This window comes from Paenibacillus sp. S-38, from assembly GCF_049942825.1.
In the GTDB taxonomy this organism is placed as follows: Bacteria; Bacillota; Bacilli; order Paenibacillales; family NBRC-103111; genus Paenibacillus_G.
Genome location: NZ_CP187970.1, coordinates 1,155,569 through 1,178,382 on the forward strand (window position 1 = coordinate 1,155,569; position 22,814 = coordinate 1,178,382).

A 22,814-nucleotide genomic window follows, 5' to 3' on the forward strand; every position below is an offset into this window, starting at 1 on the left:
GGTTTACTTTTGCTATAATGAGGATAATCGTACATAGGGGTCACAGCTGCAGTGGTGAAGGGGGAGAGACCATGAAAAAACAATTTGTCGTCATCGGGATGGGCCGGTTCGGGACCTCCGTTGCCAAGACGCTATCCAATCTGGGGTTTGAAGTGCTTGCGATCGACAGCGACGAGATCCGGACCCAGGAGATTTCGAACATCGTCACCCACGTGGTTCAGGCGGATTCTACGGATGAGGAAGCGCTCCGCGCGCTCGGACTGCGGAATTTCGACGTGGTGGTGGTGGCCATCGGCGAAGATATTCAGGCGAGTATTCTGACGACCATCATTCTGAAGGAAATGGGTGTGCCGAAGGTCATCGTCAAGGCACAGACGGAGCTTCACGGCAAAGTTCTGCGCAAGGTCGGTGCCGACAAAGTCGTTTTCCCCGAGCGGGACATGGGCCAACGCGTCGCTCACCATCTGATTTCCTCCAATATTATCGATTACATTGAACTGTCGGAAGATTACAGCATCGTCGAGATCCTGGCCACGGGCCAGCTTGTCGGCAAAACCCTGCGCCAGCTCGATATCCGGGCGAAATACGGGTGCAACGTGATGGGAATCAAGACCGGGGACCGGATGAATATCGCTCCTTATGCGGATGATATCATCAAACAGAACGACATCCTTGTCGTGGTAGGGAAGAATACGGATCTGCAGCATTTTGAAATGACGTTCGGAGAGTAGGGATCGGAGAAGCATGGAACGAAAAGGAACGGGGAGACCGGGGGCGGAGGAAGTGATCCGCTCCCTTCAGAATCCGCGGGTCAAGCAGTGGACCGAGCTGCAGAGCCGCAAAGGGCGGGAGAAAACGGGCCGCTTCGTGGTCGAAGGGCACCATCTTGTGCAGGAAGCGCTGCAGTCCGACGCCATGCCGGATACGCTGGTGTACTCCGCTGAGCGGCGCGACAGCTGCAGGGAGCTGCTCGAGGAAGCGGCGCAGCAGGGCATCGAATGCGTGCCGGTCGGCGAGGAAGTGCTTGCCAAGTGCACGGATACGGGAACGCCGCAGCCCGTCTTCGCGGTGGTGCCGAAGCTGTCTTGGCGGCCGCAGGATCTGCTTAAGGCCAGCGAGCAGGGCGGCCTCGTCGTGGTTGTCGACGGGATGCAGGATCCGGGCAACCTCGGCACGATCATCCGCAGCGCGGATGCGGTAGGGGCCTCCGGCGTGCTGCTCGGCAAGGGCACCGTCGACTTGTATAACCCGAAGACGGTCCGCTCGACGATGGGATCGATGTTCCACCTGCCCGTGGTGCAGGGGGACCTCACGGAGTGGCTGCCTGCCGCGGCGGAGCGGGGCGTGCAGGTGGTGAGCACCTCGCTGCAGGGAGCAGTATCGTGCTACGAGCATGACTTCCGGGCGCCGACGTGGTTCGTCATCGGCAACGAGGGGCAGGGCGTCTCGCCTGAGGTGCAGGCCTTGGCGCAGCATAACGTGCTGATCCCGATGGCCGGGCGCGCCGAATCGCTCAATGCGGCGATGGCCGCAACGGTCGTGCTGTTTGAGGCGATGAGGCAGAGGCGTATGGGCGAATAAGGGGGACGAGGGGAAGAGTAACCGTTATATTGGAGACTCTTGACCGATAACTGAATCGGAGCCGTTACGGAAAGATGAAAAGTGACACTAAAGTGTTTGAGGATTCACTAAACAGCCCGGCGCTAATTGATCCAATGAGCGCAGGGCTGTTTTTTCTTTGTCAGCGTAGTGAAAGATGACCCGGATCTCTTCGACATTTCGCTCTTTGTTTTATTATTCACTCCTACTCTTCCAGAACAATCTGCTTCAACTGGATAACCGGGCTTCTTAGCTCCTGCTCTTGTTCCAAGTAGGCGCAAAGGGCCTGAATGAGCGACCTCCTGGGCTGAGCCTGAGTGATCTCCGCCCCCAGCAGCTGGACAATCTCTTGCAGCTCCTTCCGCCGAGCAGTCCCGCCGGGCCATACCTCGAGCAGCGCAGCCACTCTGCCGAACAACTCCTCGGCCATCCGTTCTTTTTCGTTATTCCAGTCGTTGGAACCCGAGTGAATGAATTGATCGAAAGCACTTCGCCCAAGCAGCCTCTTCGAGCCTGACTTAGACATATGCTCGACTAGCGCATCAAGTTTATCGACGATAAACCAAGCCGTTTCCTCTATGGACAGCAGCTTCGCCTCGAAGATGATGCGCTGCAGGTAGTCCTTCAGGATCGCACGGTATATAAAGATGAGGTCCCAGAGAAACGGCTCGATTCTCTCACCATAGACTTCAAGCAGCCAAGACCTATGCCACTCCATCATGCGAGCACGAACGTGATTCCTCAGCGATTGGAAAGTCGCGAACTGCGTAATAGGAAGTTCTATGAAGTCGACCATAATGTGACGATATTCAATAAAATACTGAAAGCGAAATACGATCTGATTCACGAGCCTTTCTTTGGGAGTACCCGTCTCCGTTTGTTTCAGGCGCTCGGCCTGGTCAAAATAAACCGTCTGGCATTCGTCGAAAACCGCGCACAGTAAATCCTCTTTGGACGGAAAATATTTGTACACTGAACCTTTGGCAATGGAGCAGTCCTGGGCGATTTCCTGAATCGAGGTCGCCAGAAATCCCTTTTCTTTAAACATTTTAGAAGCCGAACGAATGATGTCCTGCTTGGTTACGATCATCCTCAAGTATCCCCTCTTGACAACTTTAAACCCATAGTACAAAATTATGAACATAGAGTCAATTGGCCCTTAATTCAAAATATTATACTACAAGTCAAACAAGGACTTGCTCAATTTCTTAATTTGGAGTGTGATTGATCTTGGAAGAGCTGTTATTTCAATTTCCTAAGACGGCCATCATCGTAATCGACTTGCAAAAATGGATTGGAACTCACTACGCCCCTCACTCAGCGGAGCAAGTCGTCGGTCGCGCCGCCACTATGGTTCAAGCTTTCCGTGAGGCAGGCGCTTTCGTAGGGCTTGTTCGCGTATCCACGAAAGACTTCAAAGATATGCCTCGTCCGCTGCTGGATCAGGCCCCTACCCCCTTTAATCTGGTGCCTGGTTGGGATGAGATTGTACCCGAGATTGGAGTCACCGACACCGACCATTTAATTACGAAGCGCCAATGGGGAGCATTTTATGGAACGGACTTGGATCAGCAGTTGCGCCGACGAGGCATCACGACAATCGTGCTTTCCGGCATTGCTTCTGGTATCGGTGTAGATACCACAGCACGTGAAGCTTTCGCCCATGGGTATCAGGTGGTTTTTGCGATAGACGCCATGACCGGCTTCAGCGAGGCGGAGCATGAGCACGTGAGCAAGGTCATCTTTCCGCGTATAGGCAGAATCCGCACGACCGAAGAGATTCTCGCCTGCGCCGCGCTTCAAACGAATAGGACATCTGTATAACATAATAAAAGAGAGCTTCGACAAGCTGCTTGATCAACATCACGGTTTCCTTCTAAGGAATGCGTTAAATATGGTTTGTAACTGATAAATGAAGTTTGTAACTGCAAAATATAATGTGCAGCCCCGTGTAAGATCTAAGTCAACTGAGGATAGTTCGCTCCATAATAAGGGAAAACAGGGGGGAAAGCGGCTTATGGATAAAAATCAAATGCACGAACAAATTGTTGAAAAAAGAGGAGATCTCGTTGATTCGGTACTCTCCTATTGGAATCAATATTCGGACCCCACGACCTGAATTTTGGTTTATTGCCGCTCTGTTCGTGCTCCCGCTTGGCGTATTGATCCTGACTGTCGATCGAAGTGATCCATAAGTATTTTCTGATCCCTGTCTTACCTTTCGGCTTTACCCTCGCTTCCTCGACGTTTCCTGTAGCCTACATTCTTCTGTATCAGTATTGCAGGCATCGAAACAAGAGCTTCCTCTTGTACTCCGTCGGATTAGGCGCGCTGCTGGCCTTTGGTTTCATGCCTGCCGTCAAGGCTATCGGAATTATTGAAATGCGCAAGGGGATGAACATCTTTTACGTATTCCTGATCGACGTTGCCATTGCATATATTGCTTATGGCATGTCGAAGCTGGTCCTTGCCGCCCAACGATCGACAAAGTCCTCTTGAGGCGATAAGGAGAATGAAAGCAGCGAACCGAATACATCATCAATTAAGTACCAAATAAATAAAGCTTTCTTTCGTAAAAAAAATGAGGAGTGGCTCTAACAGCTAATGGAGAAGTCTAGCCCAATATGCCCTAAACTGGAAACGTTAGTACAATAGACAGCAGCAATCGGGGACATTTTATCTGTCCGGGTTTGCTGCTGTTTCCTTATTACTGAAGTTGTAGAGAGAAAGCTAAATACCATCTGCAGGATCGGCTGGCGATCGTTGAATTTTGGGCCCCGTGCTAAGATCCGTTGTCAAGAGGGAAACAGCGACCTCATGGAGCTTTACTGCAGCTTGATATTGGACAGCACTCGGGAAGAGTAATAAAGAAATAGCTGAGGATTTTTTGATTAGTCAGCGTACGGTCGAAGAACACTTGTCGCGAATATTTGAAAAGCTGGGCGTGCGCTCCCGTATCGAGGCTATAGCGGAAGCCCAAAAAAAGGGAATGATCTTTAAACAGGAGATGACCTGATGGCTGAGAAGGAATGGGGAGGTAAAAACGGACAGATTTTTACTTCCTTTACATTAGATTTGCTCATTGATATACTATATGGGGGTATAGTATAAAAGAGTCATAAGAAAAACAAACCGCGATACAGCCAACATGATGGACTGTCGCTGATAGGTTGAGGCAGAAAGGAGATTGGTTAGGACAACATCACAGGCAACACTTCAAATTACAGGGATGACCTGCGCTGCTTGCGCCAATCGGATCGAGAAAGGGCTGCGCAAGCTGAGCGGAGTAGAGTCGGCGAACGTTAACTTTGCAATGGAGAAAGCAACGGTTATTTTCGACCCGGCAAGCGTGGATTTGAACGCAGTGGAGAAAAAGATCGGCGATCTCGGCTATAGAACCGTGAAGGAAACGGCAGAACTTACGATTAGCGAAATGACCTGCGCCGCCTGTGCAAACCGAATCGAAAAAGGGCTGAGCAAACTTCCCGGCGTCACGAAAGCATCGGTTAACTTTGCGATGGAGACAGCTCACGTCGAGTATTCCGGTACGGAAGTAACTGTGAGTGACATGCTGCGCAAAGTGGAACAGCTCGGCTATAAGGCAGCACCTAAGGAAGAGAGCAGCGGTGCCGCCGAGCAGCGTGAAGAGGAGATCCACAGACACAAGCGCAAGCTTATCGTTTCGGCCGTCTTGTCGCTGCCCTTGCTGTGGTCCATGGTGGGCCACTTCAGCTGGACGTCTTTCATCTGGGCACCTGAGCTGTTCATGAACCCTTGGTTTCAACTGGCCTTGGCGACTCCCGTGCAGTTCTGGATCGGCTGGCCCTTCTATACGGGGGCTTATAAGGCGCTCCGGAATAAAAGTGCCAATATGGATGTGCTTGTATCACTCGGCACGTCGGCAGCCTACTTTTACAGCATCTATCTTACCCTGCAGTGGACACAGGCAGGTGGTCACCATGCCCCCGAAATGTATTATGAGACCAGCGCTGTTCTTATCACGCTGATCATCATGGGTAAGCTCTTCGAGTCCCTTGCCAAGGTTCGGACCTCTGAAGCTATCAAGACGTTGATGGGGCTTCAGGCCAAGACGGCATTGGTGCTGCGGGACGGTGTGGAAGTCAGCATTCCTGTCGAGGAAGTAGTAACAGGCGACATTGTACTGGTAAAGCCGGGGGAAAAGATTCCCGTAGACGGCATGGTTATTCAAGGTACTTCCTCTGTTGACGAATCGATGCTGACGGGAGAGAGCATCCCGGTAACCAAGAAGGAAGGCGATGCCGTCATTGGTGCAACGCTTAACAAGAACGGTTCCCTGCAGGTAAAGGCAACGAAGGTCGGCAAGGAGACGGCACTCGCCCAGATCGTTAAGGTCGTAGAAGAAGCACAAGGTTCGAAAGCTCCCATTCAGCGGGTAGCTGACCAGATCTCCGGAATCTTTGTTCCCATTGTCGTTGGAATAGCGTTCATTGCTTTCGCAGTATGGAACGGTGACCAAGGGGAAACCGGAGCTTACGGATGTGGTTACACTAGCAGGCGGAGACGTGGAGGAATTCCTGGCCCTTGTTGGAACAGCGGAGAGGAACTCAGAGCATCCGCTTGCAGAGGCTATTGTCAAAGGAATACAAGATAGAGGAATTGGGCTTGGAGCAGCAGATTCGTTTGAGGCTATTCCGGGTTTCGGTATTCGGGCGGTGGTAGATGGTAAAGATCTGCTGATTGGTACCCGTAAGCTGCTTGCAAAGCATGGTATTCCTTTTGAGCAGATGCTGCCGCTGATGGAAAGACTGGAGGCGGACGGTAAAACGGCCATGCTGGTTGCCGTAGACGGTTCTTATGCAGGACTCGTAGCTGTAGCCGATACGATCAAAGAGACATCGAACGAAGCGGTAGGTCGGTTCAAACAGCTGGTATCGAGGTTATTATGATCACAGGCGATAACAAGCGGACGGCTGAAGCCATCGCCAAAGAAGTAGGGATTGAGCGGGTTCTGGCCGAAGTGCTGCCCGAAGGGAAAGCGAACGAAGTCAAAAAACTCCAGGCGCAGGGCCGCAAAGTGGCGATGGTCGGTGATGGGATCAATGACGCACCAGTGCTCGCCACGGCTGATATCGGCATGGCTATAGGAACGGGTACGGATGTTGCGATGGAAGCCGCCGATGTCACCTTAATGCGGGGAGATCTTAATAGCATTCCGGACGCGATCTTTATGAGTAAGAAGACCATGGCAAACATCAAGATCAACCTATTCTGGGCGTTGGCCTACAACGTGATCGGCATCCCTATCGCAGCAGCAGGTTTCTTAGCTCCTTGGCTTGCAGGTGCTGCTATGGCTCTCAGCTCGGTGTCGGTCGTTCTGAACGCGCTTCGGCTGCAGAGGGTAAAGCTGTAAGCTATCCGTTCCAATATGGATATGTGGAGGATGAAAACAATGAAGAGCATGGAATTCACGGTGGGAAGAGTGATCATTGGATTGATCTTTGCTTACATGGGTTTCTTCAAAATCATGGCTTGGGATAATACCGCCGGCTGGATGGCGATGAAGGGGCTTCCCTTTATCCCGGTGCTTTTGACAGGCGCTATCATTCTAGAACTGGTCGTCGGATCTCCCCTTCCGTATGCCTTTACTAGCCCATCTGCAGCAGCGTGTAAGCGACAAGGCCCAGGGACAGCAGGGTGGAGGCGAAGGTTACCCAGGTGGCGGAGCGTTTCCTGTGCGGGTGCTTCAAGAGGCTATAGAGTGAGAAAAAGGCGGTGGCCAAGGTAGCTGTAATCATGAAACGCCGTATTCCGGTTACCGTGGACATCATGTTGGTCGAGCCGCCCAGGACGAACAGGATACCCATATGAATCCAGTGATGAGACGAAGCAATGAGAGAGAAGACAAAAGAGAATACACCGGCTGCAGCCGAGCCTTTATTCGGTGTCATTCGGATGTTCCTTTCCCAGATAATTGGAGAGGGCGATATTTAATTTGCCGAAGGCCTCATGGATTAAAGCGTGATCTTCGTCTGGTAAAACACCGAAAATCTGCTCATAAAACTGCAGGGATTGCTCGCGTACCTGGTTGAGGACACGGCTTCCCTTGTCGGTCAAGGTGAGGATCAATTCTCTCCGGTTCGCTTCGTTGATGTCACGACGGACAAACTCTTCCTTGACTAGCGCGTCGACCAGCCGGCTGACCGAGCTTCGTTCCAGATGCAGGTGTCCGGCCAATTCTGTCACGGACCGCTGCTGCTTCTCCAATTCCTCTAAGGCGTAGACCTGAGATACGGACAGAGGAAACCCGCAGGGGGTCTTGTGTCCATCCATTAAACCAAACTGCCGGACAAACTGCTGGATTTGTTTTCTCAACTCAAGTGTCTTCTCAGGCTTCAACCTTATCCCTCCTGTATGTGTATTATACATATGATGTACTATACACCAATAAAGCAGAAAAGGAAATCTTATTGTTCGCGAATGGATACGGGGGGGGTAGTATAATGGGGTTAAGTTGGGGGGAGAACTTATGAAACGAATTCTGGTAGTGGATGATGAAGATAAGATTCGTGATGTCGTGGTATCGTATCTCCAAAAGGATGGATTCCATACGTTGGAGGCTGCTGCCGGAAGAGAAGCGCTGCAAATCCTACAGAGTGAGCCCGTCGATCTGATCGTCCTTGATCTGATGCTGCCCGATATGGATGGAGAGCAGCTGTGCCAAACGGTACGAAGCATGAATTCAGTGCCTATCCTTATGCTGACGGCTAAGGTATCGGAGAACAGCCGAATCAAAGGACTGTCGCTGGGGGCGGATGACTATGTGATAAAGCCCTTTGACCCACGCGAAGTCGTCGCGCGGATCCGCACCATCTTGCGGCGTTCCGATGACAGTCAGCTGCTGGCGGACCGTCTCTCTTTTCAAGAGGGGGAGCTCGTTATTGATTCCTTGAAGAGGCTGGTTTTCCTGAAAGGTGAGCCGGTTAATCTGACCCCGAACGAATACAAGCTGCTTCTGTGTCTTGCCAAATACCCGCAGCGGCATTTTACGCGGGAAGATTTGATTGAGAAAGTGCTTGGGTATGACTTTGAAGGGGATATCCGGACGATTGACCAGCATGTGAAGAACCTTAGGCAGAAGCTGGAGAGCGATCCCCGGAATCCGAAGTATATCGTTACGGTGTACGGCTCCGGCTACCGCTTCGCGGGAGGTGCCCGGTGAACAGGCTGCATACCCGCTTGGCCCTGCTCATCGTTTCGATAGCTGCAGGGATTCTGTTGATCTCAACAGTCAGCATCATGCTCGGTACCCATTATCATATTTCGATGTACCAGCAGAGCACGCAGGGCTTGAACCACGATCTTCCGCAGCTGGATTACCATTTGGAGCAGGCCTTGCTCCAATCGATTCTATGGACTTTTGCGGGTTCGATGATCCTGGCTGTCTTGATTGCAATCTATACAGCCAAGCGCATTTCAGCCCCCCTTGTAGATATGAAACGGGTCGCAGAACAAATGTCGGAAGGACAGCTCGACGTCAGGGCCCACGTCCGGGGGAAGGACGAACTGGCAGAACTGGGCAATTCACTCAACAAGCTGGCGGAGCAGTTGAGCGTCCAGAACGGACTGAGGAAGACGATGACCGAGGATATCGCCCACGAACTGCGTACTCCGTTAACCACGCTGAAGAGCCACATGCGTGCCTTCGAAGACGGGATCTGGGATCCGACTCCCGAGAGAATCCATTCCTGCTATGAAGAGATTGAACGGTTGACCCAGCTGGTCGCTGAGTTGGAAGAGCTAACCTACATGGAATCTCCCGAGTTTAGGCTGGAGTGTAAAGAGGAGCAGCTGTATTCCGTGATTGCCAATGGAGTAGAGGTGGTTTCCGCGGCATATCTGGAGAAAAAAGTTCGCCTATCGTTCACCTGCAAGAGAGACATTCACCTGCAGGCCGATCGAAACCGGATGACCCAGATTCTGGTTAACCTGTTGACCAATGCTCTTGCCTTCACTCCGCCAGGGGGACAAGCGCGTATTGAAGCTGCTGAGGAGAGTTTCCATGGGCAAACCTTCATTAAATTAACTATTGCAGACACTGGAACAGGGATCCCGAAGGAAGATTTGCCTTTTATTTTTGAAAGACTGTACAGAGGTGAAAAGTCACGCAGTCGCAGGACTGGCGGCAGTGGACTAGGGCTAACGATCGTCAAAAAGCTGGTCACGGCACATGGCGGCCACGTTTGGGCTGAGAGCGGCCAAGGAGCTGTATTTCATATCCGCCTGCCCCAAGTTAGGGAACTTTCGGACTAAGAACATATCTACACAGGATCTTCAAAAGTGAAGGGTATACTGGGTCTGAAGATCGGAAGGGTAGGAACGCACCAGATTACGAAAGGGGGAGCCATTCTGAAAAAGATCATCATCCTGGCGCTGGCGGCTGCCTTGGCGGCCGGAGTCACTGCCTGTGCCAAAAAACCGGCGGCAGAAGAACACGAAGCCCCACGAGCATGAGGCTGCCGGAGGCACGGCCTTCCTGCATATTCACGGACTGGGCTATTCCCGCGACGGGGAGCGGCTCTACATTCCGGTACATAACGGAATCAAGATTTATGCGGGAGGGGCATGGAGCGATGCCCCGGGCGACAAGCACGATTATATGGGCTTCTCGGCAGCCGACAACGGATTCTACAGCAGCGGCCACCCGGCTGAGGGAACGCGGTACAAGAATCCGCTCGGTCTGATCCGGAGCACGGATGAAGGCAAATCCATTACCGTATTGGCCCTGGAAGGGGAAGTTGATCTTCACGGCTTAGCGGTGAGTTACCGGACACATACCTTATATACCCTGAACCCGGAACCGAATTCAAAAATGAAACAAAAAGGCTTATTTTACAGCAAGGATGAGGGAAAGACATGGACTTCTGCCGCGATGGCAGGGGTAACCGGGCAAATTACGTCACTGGCCGTTCACCCGTCCGACGATAAGATCTCGGCCATCGGAACAACGGTAGGTACCTATGTATCCCGCGATTACGGGCAGACCTATGCGCTGCTCGATCCGAAGCCGGCAAGCGCGCTGACCTTCACGGGCCCAGGGGAGCTCATCATCGGCAGTACGGGGACGGTGGAACTGAGGAAGGTCAACCCCGATACCGGGCAGGCCGAGAGCTGGAAGCCCGCTTCCGCCGGAGAGGCGATTACGTATATTTCGGCGAACCCTGCCGACCCGAAGAAAGCGGCTTACACCACCGAGAAGAAGAATGTCTACGTGACTTCGGATGATGGAGCCACCTGGACGCAGATCGCCAAAGAAGGACAAGCGGCGGAGAGTAATTAAACCTGCGGGAGGAATGAAATCATGAATAGAATGCTTAAAGTTGGTATGGTGACAGCGGCGACTGCATTGGCGCTGTCGGGATGCCTGAAGGCTGCTGATTCTGCCTCGCAGCATGAGGGACATAACATGGGGAACACCGGGCAGCAGGGCGCCGCGGCTCCAGCGGGCAGCGGGCAGCCTTGGATTGCTTCCAAGAACACGACCCGGATCAATACAAGTGATCCAGCGGAAGCCGCGGTGCTCGTCTCCCGGACACTTTGGCCGGCGACCAATGACGCAAACCGGCCGGGCGGCATCGTCCTGGCGAATGCGGATGAGTGGCAGACGGCGCTGGCGAGTGCGGACCTGATTCATCATCCGAACAACGGGCCTGTTCTGTTCGTGAAGAAGGATGGCATTCCGGAGGTTACGCTGAATGAACTGAAGCGGTTGAAGCCTGCCGGCGTGGAGATGAACAGCGGCGTTCAGGTTGTGCTCGTCGGCGACCTCGAGGCCAAGGTGGAGGAGCAGGTGAAAGGGCTGAGCTTCAAGACGGACAAGATCGCGGGCGGCACACCGGCTGCTGTGGCTAAGGCCATCGATGCTTACTATTCGAAGGTCACGAAGGACGTTCCCCCGTCGGTGATCGTCGGTTCGATGGACAGCCAGGAATATACGATGCCGGCCGTGAACTGGATCGCCCATATGCCGGAGCCGCTGCTCTATGTGAAGAAGGATGAGGTCCCGCAGGAGACCGCCGACGCCCTGAAGGTCCGCGGCGGCAAAGCGAATATGTACATCCTCGGTCCCGAATCGGTCGTGTCCGCGAAGGTGGAGAAGGAGCTCGGCCAGTATGGCAGGGTCGTACGGATTGCAGGGAACGACCCGTACGAGAACGCCGTTGCCTTTGCAAAGTACAAAGATCCGGTGACCGACTTCGGCTGGGGCATCACCACGCCAGGCCACAACTTCTCCTTCGTGAGCAAGGATACGCCGGGCGCGGCATTGGCAGCAGCACCTTTCTCACATCTCGGCAAACATGCGCCGCTGCTCTGGACGGATAAGGAGAAAATGCCGGAGAGCGTGCATAACTATGTGATGTCTCTGCAGCCGAAGTATAAGAAGTCTCCGACCGAAGGGCCATATAACCACGCCTGGCTGACAGGCAGCGAGGATGCGCTGAGCGCCGCGGCTCAGGGAGAGATCGATACGATGCTGGAGATCGTGTCGGAGTCCGGCGAAGGTCACGGCGCGCACGGAGCAGGGCATGCGGCCGGCACGGCGGCAGAGACTCCGAAGGCGGATGCGCCTGACGGCAGCGGGCACGAGGGAATGAAGCATTAGAGATGTGTGGGAAATTGCTAGTGGGTTAAGTAATAATAGATAACAATTCCGAAGGGGGGGTAGAAGGATGTCGCACGAACAGTTCCAGGCCTGTATTGAGGAATGTATCCGATGTATGCAGGCATGCAATCATTGCTACGATGCTTGTTTAAAAGAAGAGCATACTGCAATAATGAAAGAATGCATTAAACTCTACAGAGAGTGTGCTGACATTTGTAGCTTTGCTGCGCAGGCGATGTTTATAGGGGCTTCTTACGCCAAGGAACTAACTCGAATTTGTGCGGAAGTCTGCGAAGCCTGTGGGGAGGAATGCAGAAAACATAACCACGGAGTCTGTCAAGAATTTTGTGTAACCTTTTAACGCCGATTCTAGTTAAGGGTTGTTCCGCAGCTTGACTTGGAGCCTCTGTGGGCATGGAATATCGCGAGTGGCCGAGTTGGCTGGAAGCCTCCTCGCGCCGGCGATCAGCCTACCATGCCCACCTCTCCAAGTAAAGCTGCTTTTAGCGTACTTGGACACGCTCGGGGTAGTACACGGTCAATTGCAGCAAAATCTGCCCCCAATTCTGCACGCGGCCGGTCCACTTTTTCAGTACATCCATGGTGGAGAGATACAGCATCTTCAGCAACGATTCGTCGGTGGGAAAGATGCTTTTTCCTTTGGTCACTTTGCGCAGCTGCCGGTGATAACTCTCAATCATGTTTGTGGTGTAAATCAGCCTTCGCAGTTCGGCTGGATACCTAAAGAAAGTCGTAAGCTCATCCCAGTTCTGCCGCCAGGACTTCACAATAAGCGGATATTTCTCGCCCCACGTTTCCTCAAATTTGTCCATCTCCAGCTGTGCGGCTTCCTCGGTCGGTGCTTTGTAGATCGGCTTGAGGTCTGCTGTAACCTTCTTTACGTCTTTGTAGGAAACGTAGCGAATGGAGTTACGGATCTGATGAATGATACACTTTTGGATCTCCGTTTGCGGGAAACTGGCGGCTATGGCTTGAGAAAATCCCGACAGATTGTCGACACAAGTGATAAGTATATCTTGAACCCCACGGTTTTTAAGCTCATTTAGCACACTGAGCCAAAACTTCGCGGTTTCGTTCTCGCCAATCCAGATGCCAAGCACGTCTTTGTTTCCGTCCAGATCAATGCCAATGACCATATAGGCCGCTTTGTTCACAATATGCCCGTCCTGCTTGACTTTAAAATGAATGGCGTCCAAAAAGACAACCGTATAGACGCTTTGCAGCGGCCTGTTTTGCCACTCCTTAATTAGGGGAACAATTTTATTGGTGACATTGGATATGAGCGTCGGGGAGACTTCTACACCATACAAATGCTCCAGGTGATCCTGAATGTCCCTTGTACTCACACCCTTGGCATACAGCGCAACGATTTGATCTTCGATGCCGGTAACGTTTGTTTGATGCTTTTTGACCACAACAGGGTTAAACTCTCCGAGCCGGTCACGAGGCACTTGAATCTCCACATCGCCGTATTCCGAGGTCACCGTTTTCTTGGTATAGCCATTGCGGCTGTTCTTGGTCTGTTTATTCTTCACGTCGTGCCTGTCATAACCGAGCTGCGTATCCAGTTCAGCTTCCAATGCTTCTTGAAGTACATCTTTGAACAATTCTTTTAAGGTGATCTGGATTTGCTCAGGGGAAGTGAAATTGTGTTCTTTTACAAAAGCACGTAGATCTTGCTTGGTCCAAAACTTACTTTGAGTCATGTGCAGTTCCTCCGGTCCGGTTGGTTTATATGGAATTCAGTATTTCCATTTTTTCTCCGGTTTAAGAGGTTACACATTTTATTTTACAGACCTTAACCACGATCATTGTCAGCGTTGTGCTGAAGCTTGCTTCTTCTGTGCGAGAGCTTGCCGCTCGATGGTGGCTTGAAAACAAATAATATAATTAGCAAGAGGCAAGAGGGCAGCAATAGCTGCTCTTTTATTTCTAACTGAAAAGCAGTTGACACTTTTGTTCACTTTATACTCCGTATGATAGTAGGATGAGTTTCTATTCTTATAGGGCTGCGTGAAAATGAGGGGCTTTCACCTGTTTTACCGTCTCCAACACGAGGTTTAAATCGTTTGTTCCCCCAGTTTCCATGCTATGATCTCGTTATTGGCAGATCAGAATCACGGAAAGACACAGGAATCCATGCCCCGCACGGAACATAGGTAATGTCGGTCACTAATTTGAACATTGCTGCTTTTGCCGCAAACTCCCGGTTTTAACACATTTGGAAAAAAGACAGAAGGCTTCGGCCGGCGAAGGGTCATTTCTTCCGTATCACAGACTGAATTCCAAGATCTTGCATGAGCCGGCGTACCTTTTGTGGTTTACGATGAAGCCTTCTTTGCGTAAGGCCGTACGCATACGGAAATAGCCGTAATGAGGCCGGATACAGTGAATAACAAGGATATGTTCTTTGAGCACGCAGTCTCTTCCAATCGTACTTTACGCGATTCATACGTTGTAAACCACTTATAGTGACCTGCTCGTGAAACCTCTGCGATCCTGCATAGAAGTGTTGTAGGAAAATCAGCGTCATTTCTCGACTCGAACCTGGTTTGCTTATCCAACTTCCCTCCCCATGTAGATTTGGATTAAGCTTTTTTAAGTATTCTACCTGCGCTTTCAAGTAGGCATTCTCTTCATCTACTGAGTTAAAGAGCTTCTTTGTCCATTTGCCTCGGTAGTCTTCGTTTCACCGCTATGGAATACGAAACCAGTTGATGATTTGAGTGTCACTTTTAATACCAAACTTCATCAAAATCGTGGGATAGCTCTATTCTTCTTCCAACGGAGTCTTACCGCTCCTTTCTTTATATCTTCGTCATAACGGTTGAATGTTTCCTTTTTTTTGCCATAAGAAAAATCCCTTCGGGTCAACGAAGAGAGTAAATTTCCATGAAGGCGCACAGCCAGGTATCTAGGGCGTGTATGCAAACCATGACCCAATAAAATGGGTAAATATAGATATGATGAGACGATACGAAATCCGTGACGACCAATGGGATAAAATCAAGGACCTGCTGCCAGGCGAAAGAAAACCACAAGGAGGGAGACCCGCGAACAACCATCGCCAGATGCTGAACGCTATGCTGTGGGTGGCGCGGACAGGTGCGCCCTGGCGGGATTTGCCTGAATACTACGGCTCCTGGTCTACCGTCTATAGCCGGTTCCGCCGCTGGAAAATCGCCTGCATTTGGGATCGGATCTTAGAGCACGTTACGATTGAACCTGATTTTGAAAGTGTCATGATTGACGCGACAATTGTACGGGTCCATCAGCATGGGGTCGGTGCAAAAGGGGGACCCTCAAGCAAGCTATTGGGCGGTCCCGAGGCGGATTGACCACCAAAATCCACGCGGTCGTCGACGCCCTGGGGAACCCGCTGCGGTTTGTGCTGACCGGAGGCCAATGTCATGACTCGGTAACCGGCTACGAGATGCTAAAGCAGATGGACTTAACGAAAAAGCAGGTCCTGGCCGACCGTGCTTATGACAACAACCGGATTCTCCACCTTTTAAAGGAACAATCCGCCACTTCGGTGATTCCAAGTAAGAAAAACCGCCGGAAACCGCGGGAATGGGATAAGGAAATCTACAAGGAGAGGCATCTGATCGAATGCTTTTTCAATAAAGTGAAGAATTATCGCCGATTAGCCACACGCTATGATAAATTGGCCTGTACGTTTAGGGCATTTTTGACCCTAGCTTCGATTATGGTGTGGCTCGCATAGGTTTGCATACAGGCCCTAGTTTATAACTGTTTTTCTGAATTTCCTTTCACGAATTCATTCAGTAATGCAATCTCTATTGACGTTTTATCCATCTTCATCGCCGCCTCAGGTCGGAACCGCGTTCCACTGATAGCCGGCACGAAAAATATACAGAATCCCCCAAGACATTACGTGGTTCGGTTGGTTGTCTTCCAACGCGTGGTTTTTTCTAGTACTCACGAATTCACGATTTGCACCTCGTTTTCGTTTGGAATTTTATTTTTGATTTAATTCCAAAATTCATTGGATAGGGTCGGGGGTTAGATTGCATCTTCGCGCACCTCATACCCTTTACTACCACTAATTCGGGAAAAGCTCTTACATACTAAGGATAGGAAGTATGAAGGCAAAGAGGGAGGTTCATAGTATAGTAATCAAGTCAAAAGAAACAAGCTGACACAGTAGAGTACCTGCGCCAGCTTAAGATTAAGGGATTTCAAGAGGATATTTCATAATTGTTCCGCTCAGTCTTCGAAAAGGCAGAATTTCTAAAACGCTATTTTTAAAACAGGTGGCTAAATCTTAGGCTGCCTGTTTTCGTTGCTTCTGACGCATGCAATCAACAGCATACTGACAAAGTGTGTAGCTAAGAACGCTCAGGGCAGCGTCAACCTCAGCTCTTTTACCGCGCTTCCTGGATGCCCCCAATCCGTAGTAGCCCTTCAGATAGGCAAAGATTCGCTCAACCGTTGTCCGCTTCTTGTATAATTTTTTATAAGATTCACTGCCTCTGGCTGGTACGGTAAATCGTCTGAGATCCTTCTCTACCTTGATTTTGTAGACCCTTTGACACTTGCCGCCTTTTTGTAGCGGGCATGCTTTGCATTCTTTGGGCCTAGTGAATTTTAAGCTTTTGTATTTGACATCGAAGCTGTCATATACGTAAGAGTGCCCTTCCTGACACACCGGATGAAAATTCTCATTCAATCCCTCCGGCGGCTTTTTGGCTCGCTCGTTATAGTCAATTAGGGGCCAGGCTCCCAAGCTCCTTACTTGTTTGTAGACAGCCATAAAATCATATCCAGCATCAGCCAAGGCGTGTTTGACGTTCCAGTCAGGAAAATCCGCTTGAAACTTCTTTAGCAGCGGAATCGCCAGCCGTCCGTCATTTACGTGAGCCGAACTGAAAAGGGCGCTCAAAATGTAATGCCCTTTACTGTCTGCGAGAATATGCAGTTTGTATCCATGCCACCACATGAGTTTTCCGTTGGATCCGTTTTTACTGCTTGTACTTGGATGTGTAGGAATCAGCGGTTTGAGCTGCTCAAACGTGTAAGGGAGCATATCCTCAAGTTTTCGTTCGAACAGGGGCAAAGAAGCTTCCCATGCTTCTCTTTCCAGACGGCGGCGCTCCGCCTCTGCCTTCGTAGGCGCACCCCTTTTATATTTTTTCCGCGGGTCTTCCAGACGCTTAGCGCTAGCGGATGGGGAGTGTTCCATTTCAAGCAGGACAGGTTGTTCGTTAGACTCGACCTTCGATTCCGCTTCCTGTTCTTTCCGCGGTTGGCGTTCCTCTGCCTCTACATGGGTAGAGGCAAAACTAATAACACTGGGAGAAATGAATCCCGCCGCAGCGGCGAGGGAAATGACTTGGCGCTGCAACTCCCACAACACACCGGAGTCGGCGAGTTTTGTATACAACCGCGAAAATGAAGCTTCACTAGGAACAGCGTCGGAGCCGCGAAAACGGCACGTCCTGCGGAACTCTTCATTTGTCCGCAAACGCTTCAGCAAATCTTTTGTGGTCGGAATACGTTCAATGGTCCCAATGAGCATAGCGTATACCATGGCTGCGTGGTTCAGCTCTTCTGGCCTGCCTCTGTGCGTTCTCTTGTTGAGAACGCGCAGGGCAGGTTAGAGGTCATGCGTTTTTTTGAGAATCATGCTGTATTTGGGTAGGTACTCCTTTTTTGCTGCTCTGAAAATCCAGCTAGAGCAAGGGTTTGGAATTATGAAAGTGACTCTTCAATTGTCTTATTGAGAGTCTTGACAACAATTTACTATCAATAAGCTTACTTAGTTAGGTTAATTATTCGATTTATGGTTATTTGCTCTCCATGGTTAATGAAGTCAAATACACCTTCGCGTGTTTCTTTTGTTTGATACAAACCAATATCCAACTGTTCGAATGAACTCCACTCACTCTTAACGTCATTAATAAGATATAATTGCCCTTCTATACTTATGGCGCTATCCCCAAAAAAATCTAAATTTTTAAATTCAATGTCATTAGCCCTTTCCCTAAGATGGAATTTGAGCTTAAAATTGGCCAATTCATCAGGTTTCGTACCTGGGGAAAATTTAACAACTACTTTATATTCCTTGCTTGCTAACTGCGGATAAATAAATATTTCTTGAATAGTTATATTATCCGTTAACCTTGTGTTCTCTTCAAGGATACTTATTTTCTTGTCATGATTTTGGGAATTTAATAGATGCTGATCTAAAGAATTCTTACTTGTTACATATCCCCATTCATTATTATTTATCACTACCAAGTTATAGTCCGTTATTAATCTTTCAGTTTCTGGTGCTTTTGCAAACATTAATAAAGCCGAGGGGTCCTTTTCCAGGTCTTGGGGAGTTCCTTTGAACATTTTAAAATCACCATAAAGTTCACCTGCTAGTAGAAGACTCTGGGATAATTCATCTTTATTTGACGGGTTATAATATATTAATTTTTTACCATTATATGATTTCGACTCCTGAAAATCTTGTAATAACATTTGCATACTCTGTTCGCTGTTTTGAGAGGTAGAATGTAAGGTTTCAATAATGAATTTCTCATATTGGTAAATACTAAATAATAGGAATAACGAAAGCAAAATTTTAACTTCAATTTTTTTAGGTAATGACAAAATTTTTGCGCTTAGCACTCCAATAACTATTGCTAAGGGAGGATAAATTGGAAGTATGTACCAAGGTATTTTGGTTTTTGCAATACTGAATAAAATAAACGGAATACCAATCCAGAGAAATATTCCTATAAGGTAGTGATAAGTGCGCTGGCTTATAAGTGTTACACGACTTAAGTAAGCGGAAAGGACTGCAATTAAGACTAACAACCAATAGACGTAATGTTGTTTGAGAACGCCAAAATAGTAATCTTTACCGCCAGTATGGCCTTCTAATGGTCTAGAGGTTCTTGCCAAGAGGTCATAGTTTATCATTTCTTTAAGAAAACTTAACCCGTCATATGGATACCTACAGGCTAACCAAAGGAAGATGGGAACTACAACTGAAAGGAGAAAAAACAAATAATTTTTTATGGAGAGATTTAACTTTTTAAATGAGATGAGTAAATAACAAAAGATGACTCCCATGATGCTTATTGCATGCCAGCTTTTTGTTAAAAAAGCTAAAGAAAACATGACACCAGCAAGATACAGCCACTTTGTATTTTGCTCAACAAGCAGTACAGACACAATGGCACTTGTAAATAGCAAAACAAATAGAGAATCGGCATCGGCAGTCCTAGCACCATGATAAAATAAATATTGGGTGCTTGTAGTGAATACTACGCCTGAAAGGATAGAAGCCAGATTACCATGTTTAAATTGGACAAATAGAATAATGATCAATAGTGTCAGAAGTGCAAAAATAGCAGAGAACAACCGTAAACCAAGTGGATTAAATCCAGCTATTTTATATCCAAGAACTATAGACCAAAAGCTTAAAGGTGGCTTAAGGTTCCAAAAATCAGGTTGATAACTATAAGTATTTACAAAGTAATTGTTGTTTTTTATCATTTCATAGGCACTTACTCCATGACGAGCTTCATCCCAATCAACGATTTGACTTGTTCCTAAATTATATAAAAAATTATGTCCAGCATTGATCAACAGAAATATTACTATCACCCAATAAATTGTTACTGAATATGAATTCAAATAATGTTTTGCTTTGTTAAGCACCATAAAATAATTATCCCTTTCAAACTAGTTTAGAACAAAATAGATTTTGATTGATTGGTACGAATGATAGGAAGAGCAGAAATATACAAGATATCTCTACAATTGTAAAATTTACTCTCATCACGAAGAAATGGAATATTTGTGAGTTCATTTGAGTCAATATGCAACTATATAGATTGAACTTATGAATTACATTTGGATACACAGCCGATCGATAACCTCCATCGGATTGGCATTGATGCGTTTCATGAAGGCGGCAACGTTGATGCGAATGTGATAAAACTTCTTGTAAAACACGTTGTGGACGACATCGCTTTTCAGCCATTTCCATAGACCTTCAACTAAGTTGAGATTCGGCGAGTACTTCGGCAGAAAAACGAACTGCAGCCGTTTATGCTTTTGCAGATAGGCTTGCACCTGTGCAGCATGATGAATTTGTCCGTTATCCAGGACCATCGCGATTTTACCTTCCGGATAGTCCTTCAAGACGGCATCGAGGAACCGGATGAAAGCATGGGCGTCATATCGCTCACCGTCACGGTAGAGTACCTTCCCTGTTTCGTAATTCAGCACACCAAACAGTTTTGCTCCTTCATGGCGGCCATAAGTCGGAACCTTTCGCTGTTGCCCTGTCGGGAACCAATTGTATTGCAGGGATTGGTATGCCCGAATCATACACTCGTCTTCAAAAAGCAAATGGTCGATCTCTTGGTTCATCAGCTTTTTTTTAGTGCAGGGAAGGTCTCCGACTTGAACGCCGCCTGCTCCTGCGGATCGGCCAATTCCATGGTATAGGTTGCTTTGGTATGGCTAAAACCGAGTCGATGCAGCAGGACAGACATTCCCTTTTCAGTATAGCTTTCTTCGAAATCCCGCTCGACAAAGAGAATGGCCAGCTTAAGCGTCCATGTATACTTAGCCTCGATCCCCACGTCGACTGGTCGCTTGTATGCAATGGTTTCCGTCAGGATCTTTTCTGGCTCGTCGGTAAGCCGGCGGGGTTTGCCGGGTGAATGGCCTAGCGCGAGTCCTTTAATGCCGTGACGTTCAAAGCTATGAATGTAACCGGCGGTAGTTTTTTCCGTGCGTTTGATCATTTTCGAAATGTCTTTAATCGTACGTCCCTCAAGGCGATGGAGAACAGCCAAATAACGTTCATACATTCGTTTGTCGGAAGTCTCGCGAAGTGCTCTTTCAACCATATGCTTTTCTTCGGTGCTTGCCATGGGATCACGTCCTAAATGGTTGTTATTCCCATTATTACCCTATCTAAGGGCGCCCGATTTTTTAAGAGGTAGTTCTTAAATTGATTTTATATAACTCGGAATAAATTTATGGATAGAAGATAATGCCATCCAGTCAGGCTGCCCAATGATATGAGTGGAAAGCCTAGCTTTTATAAGTTCGGACCATCTTTAAGAATTATTTTCTCTAAAGACAAAAAACCTCTGTCCAATGTAGTTTAATATAGTATAAAATCCTGAACCAACGAAGACGGAAAGGTTTTTTATCCATTGCTCAGGAATGTTTGTGTTAAATTTTAAAGAATCTGTAATAAGAAGACCTAAACTATATGCTACAAAATAAGACAATAAAATGACAATAACAAACGGCATAAAGTTTTTTTTTGCTGAGGTTGTTGTATTCTTAAATGTAAACCTTTTATTTAACGTATAACTTACTAAAGCACCAATGCAGTTTCCTATGAATGTTGCCCACCAGTATTCGATATGAAAAAGGTTGATGAATAATAAAATAATAGACAAGCCGCAAGCTGTATTAATGGCTCCAACTAAAAGAAACCGAAAGAAGCTGTGATTTAAATTCATTTGACACCTATCCTGAAAGTCTTATTTATGATAAACCAGTTCACGATTTTTTATTTCTTCACCATTAATCGAGCTAAAGGAAGAGAGCCTTTCATCAACAATGTACCTAGGTCGACGTTTGGTTTCTTTATAAATTTTTCCGACATATTCACCTATTAACCCCAAACTGATTAATTGAATTCCACCAATGAACCATATCGATATCATAATGGATGCCCATCCGGAGATAACATTACCAATTAATTTTTGTACTAGTGCGTATGAGGCCATAACGACACTTAAAACAGACAAAGCAAACCCTATAGTAGTGATGAATCGAATAGGTTTTACACTAAATGAGGTTATACCTTCAAATGCAAAAGATAGCATTTTTTTTAGAGGGTATTTGGATTCACCAGCAAAACGCTCCTGTCTATCATAAAAAACGTTCGTTGATTTATATCCGATTAACGGGATAAGCCCTCTCAAAAATAAATTAACTTCTTCAAAACGGTCTAAATTATCGAGCACCCTTTTAGATAAAAGTCGATAATCTGCGTGATTATAAACAACATTTACTCCCATTTTCTCCATCAGTCGATAAAAGGCAAGTGCTGTTGTTCGTTTGAAAATAGTATCTGTTTCCCTGCTTTTGCGGACACCATAAACTATGTCATATCCTTTAGAATACTCTAGGATAAATTGTCGTATGACATCCAAGTCATCTTGTAAATCGGCATCGATTGATATAACGATATCGGCTTCCTCTTTTGCAGCCATTAGACCGGCTAATAAAGCATTTTGATGTCCGGCATTTCGTGCTAATTTAAGCCCACAGACAAATGGATTTGATTTATTATATTGATGGATAATGCTCCAAGTATTGTCCCGACTACCATCGTCAACGAAAAGCATGCCGCTATTAGATTTAATCAAATTATCACGAACTAGATGTTTGAGTATGGCGGTTAATCTTGAAATGGTCTCAGGTAGTACTTCTTCTTCATTGTAGCAGGGCGAAACAATGAATAATCGGGGTAAAATTAGCTTTTGCTGTGACACAA

General features: G+C 48.0%; 19 protein-coding genes and 5 pseudogenes. 14 read left to right on the plus strand and 10 right to left on the minus strand.

Annotation, left to right across the window (positions count from 1 at the left end):
- Positions 1-71 precede the first annotated feature (71 nt).
- Entirely contained in the window at positions 72-731 is a 660-nt protein-coding gene (locus ACP26L_RS05470; RefSeq protein WP_426451538.1) for a potassium channel family protein, read from the plus strand.
- A 13-nt stretch (positions 732-744) separates the two neighbouring features.
- On the plus strand, positions 745-1,581 hold the full coding sequence (locus ACP26L_RS05475) for a TrmH family RNA methyltransferase (protein ID WP_426451539.1): 837 nt from the start codon (positions 745-747) through the stop codon (positions 1,579-1,581).
- 223 nt (positions 1,582-1,804) lie between these two features.
- Here the strand turns inward: ACP26L_RS05475 and ACP26L_RS05480 are convergent, their stop codons facing one another.
- Entirely contained in the window at positions 1,805-2,689 is an 885-nt protein-coding gene (locus ACP26L_RS05480) for a TetR/AcrR family transcriptional regulator (protein WP_426451540.1), read from the minus strand.
- 140 nt (positions 2,690-2,829) lie between these two features.
- Here ACP26L_RS05480 and ACP26L_RS05485 point away from each other — a divergent pair, with 140 nt between their 5' ends.
- From ACP26L_RS05485 to ACP26L_RS05505, 5 genes and pseudogenes are all read left to right on the plus strand, one after another.
- Positions 2,830-3,423: an isochorismatase family protein gene (locus ACP26L_RS05485; RefSeq protein WP_426451541.1), complete on the plus strand. Its 594-nt coding sequence runs from the start codon at positions 2,830-2,832 to the stop codon at positions 3,421-3,423.
- A gap of 483 nt (positions 3,424-3,906) precedes the next feature.
- Positions 3,907-4,098 carry a hypothetical protein gene (locus ACP26L_RS05490; protein WP_426451542.1) on the plus strand — a complete coding sequence of 64 codons (192 nt, stop codon included), beginning with the start codon at positions 3,907-3,909 and terminating at the stop codon, positions 4,096-4,098.
- 355 nt (positions 4,099-4,453) lie between these two features.
- A pseudogene (locus tag ACP26L_RS05495) lies at positions 4,454-4,615 on the plus strand (response regulator transcription factor); the annotation flags it as partial.
- A 171-nt stretch (positions 4,616-4,786) separates the two neighbouring features.
- Positions 4,787-6,991 (plus strand): annotated as a pseudogene (locus ACP26L_RS05500) (heavy metal translocating P-type ATPase).
- Positions 6,992-7,039: 48 nt separating this feature from the next.
- A pseudogene (locus tag ACP26L_RS05505) lies at positions 7,040-7,192 on the plus strand (DoxX family membrane protein); the annotation flags it as partial.
- A gap of 34 nt (positions 7,193-7,226) precedes the next feature.
- Here the strand turns inward: ACP26L_RS05505 and ACP26L_RS05510 are convergent.
- Together ACP26L_RS05510 and ACP26L_RS05515 are read right to left on the minus strand one after the other, a co-directional pair.
- Entirely contained in the window at positions 7,227-7,529 is a 303-nt protein-coding gene (locus tag ACP26L_RS05510; protein ID WP_426451543.1) for a hypothetical protein, read from the minus strand.
- Positions 7,516-7,977, minus strand: a complete 462-nt coding sequence (locus tag ACP26L_RS05515) for a MarR family winged helix-turn-helix transcriptional regulator (RefSeq protein WP_426451544.1) — start codon at positions 7,975-7,977, stop codon at positions 7,516-7,518. Before ACP26L_RS05515 ends, ACP26L_RS05510 begins: the two co-directional genes overlap by 14 nt.
- Positions 7,978-8,107: 130 nt before the next feature.
- Between ACP26L_RS05515 and ACP26L_RS05520 the strand changes: the two genes are divergently transcribed.
- The 5 genes from ACP26L_RS05520 to ACP26L_RS05540 all read left to right on the plus strand — a co-directional run bounded on the left by ACP26L_RS05520 (position 8,108) and on the right by ACP26L_RS05540 (position 12,602).
- Positions 8,108-8,800 (plus strand): response regulator transcription factor, encoded by a 693-nt coding sequence (locus tag ACP26L_RS05520; RefSeq protein ID WP_426451545.1) that lies wholly within the window; start codon positions 8,108-8,110, stop codon positions 8,798-8,800.
- Complete coding sequence (locus ACP26L_RS05525; RefSeq protein WP_426451546.1) at positions 8,797-9,891, plus strand: sensor histidine kinase; 1,095 nt, start codon at positions 8,797-8,799, stop codon at positions 9,889-9,891. The genes ACP26L_RS05520 and ACP26L_RS05525 overlap by 4 nt, the downstream gene beginning before the upstream one ends.
- A gap of 154 nt (positions 9,892-10,045) precedes the next feature.
- Entirely contained in the window at positions 10,046-10,918 is an 873-nt protein-coding gene (locus ACP26L_RS05530) for a F510_1955 family glycosylhydrolase (RefSeq protein WP_426451547.1), read from the plus strand.
- A 21-nt stretch (positions 10,919-10,939) separates the two neighbouring features.
- Positions 10,940-12,241: a cell wall-binding repeat-containing protein gene (locus ACP26L_RS05535; RefSeq protein WP_426451548.1), complete on the plus strand. Its 1,302-nt coding sequence runs from the start codon at positions 10,940-10,942 to the stop codon at positions 12,239-12,241.
- 67 nt (positions 12,242-12,308) lie between these two features.
- Entirely contained in the window at positions 12,309-12,602 is a 294-nt protein-coding gene (locus ACP26L_RS05540) for a four-helix bundle copper-binding protein (protein ID WP_426451549.1), read from the plus strand.
- A 142-nt stretch (positions 12,603-12,744) separates the two neighbouring features.
- Here ACP26L_RS05540 and ACP26L_RS05545 read toward each other — a convergent pair whose 3' ends face one another.
- On the minus strand, positions 12,745-13,968 hold the full coding sequence (locus ACP26L_RS05545) for an IS256 family transposase (protein WP_426451550.1): 1,224 nt from the start codon (positions 13,966-13,968) through the stop codon (positions 12,745-12,747).
- Between ACP26L_RS05545 and ACP26L_RS05550 the strand changes: the two genes are divergently transcribed.
- Positions 13,967-14,137: a four-helix bundle copper-binding protein gene (locus tag ACP26L_RS05550; protein WP_426451551.1), complete on the plus strand. Its 171-nt coding sequence runs from the start codon at positions 13,967-13,969 to the stop codon at positions 14,135-14,137. The two genes, ACP26L_RS05545 and ACP26L_RS05550, sit on opposite strands and share 2 nt — an antisense overlap.
- Positions 14,138-14,533: 396 nt before the next feature.
- Here the strand turns inward: ACP26L_RS05550 and ACP26L_RS05555 are convergent, their stop codons facing one another.
- On the minus strand, positions 14,534-14,680 hold the full coding sequence (locus ACP26L_RS05555; protein ID WP_426451552.1) for an IS3 family transposase: 147 nt from the start codon (positions 14,678-14,680) through the stop codon (positions 14,534-14,536).
- Positions 14,681-15,228: 548 nt separating this feature from the next.
- On the opposite strand from ACP26L_RS05555, the pseudogene ACP26L_RS05560 reads away from it, so the two are divergent.
- Positions 15,229-15,989, plus strand: a pseudogene (locus tag ACP26L_RS05560) (IS5 family transposase).
- 561 nt (positions 15,990-16,550) lie between these two features.
- On the opposite strand, the pseudogene ACP26L_RS05565 reads toward ACP26L_RS05560, so the two are convergent.
- The 5 genes and pseudogenes from ACP26L_RS05565 to ACP26L_RS05585 form a co-directional block, all read right to left on the minus strand.
- Positions 16,551-17,900: pseudogene (locus tag ACP26L_RS05565) on the minus strand (transposase); the annotation flags it as partial.
- Between the two features lie 140 nt (positions 17,901-18,040).
- Positions 18,041-19,945, minus strand: coding sequence for an ArnT family glycosyltransferase (locus ACP26L_RS05570; RefSeq protein ID WP_426451553.1), 1,905 nt, complete (start codon positions 19,943-19,945; stop codon positions 18,041-18,043).
- Between the two features lie 186 nt (positions 19,946-20,131).
- Positions 20,132-21,168 (minus strand): IS630 family transposase gene (locus ACP26L_RS05575; protein ID WP_426451554.1). Its coding sequence is split into 2 segments (ribosomal slippage): positions 20,132-20,668 and positions 20,671-21,168, totalling 1,035 coding nucleotides; the frame shifts between segments, so codons are not numbered across the junction.
- Between the two features lie 189 nt (positions 21,169-21,357).
- Positions 21,358-21,771: a GtrA family protein gene (locus tag ACP26L_RS05580; RefSeq protein WP_426451555.1), complete on the minus strand. Its 414-nt coding sequence runs from the start codon at positions 21,769-21,771 to the stop codon at positions 21,358-21,360.
- A 21-nt stretch (positions 21,772-21,792) separates the two neighbouring features.
- Positions 21,793-22,812: a glycosyltransferase family 2 protein gene (locus ACP26L_RS05585; RefSeq protein ID WP_426451556.1), complete on the minus strand. Its 1,020-nt coding sequence runs from the start codon at positions 22,810-22,812 to the stop codon at positions 21,793-21,795.
- Positions 22,813-22,814 lie beyond the last annotated feature (2 nt).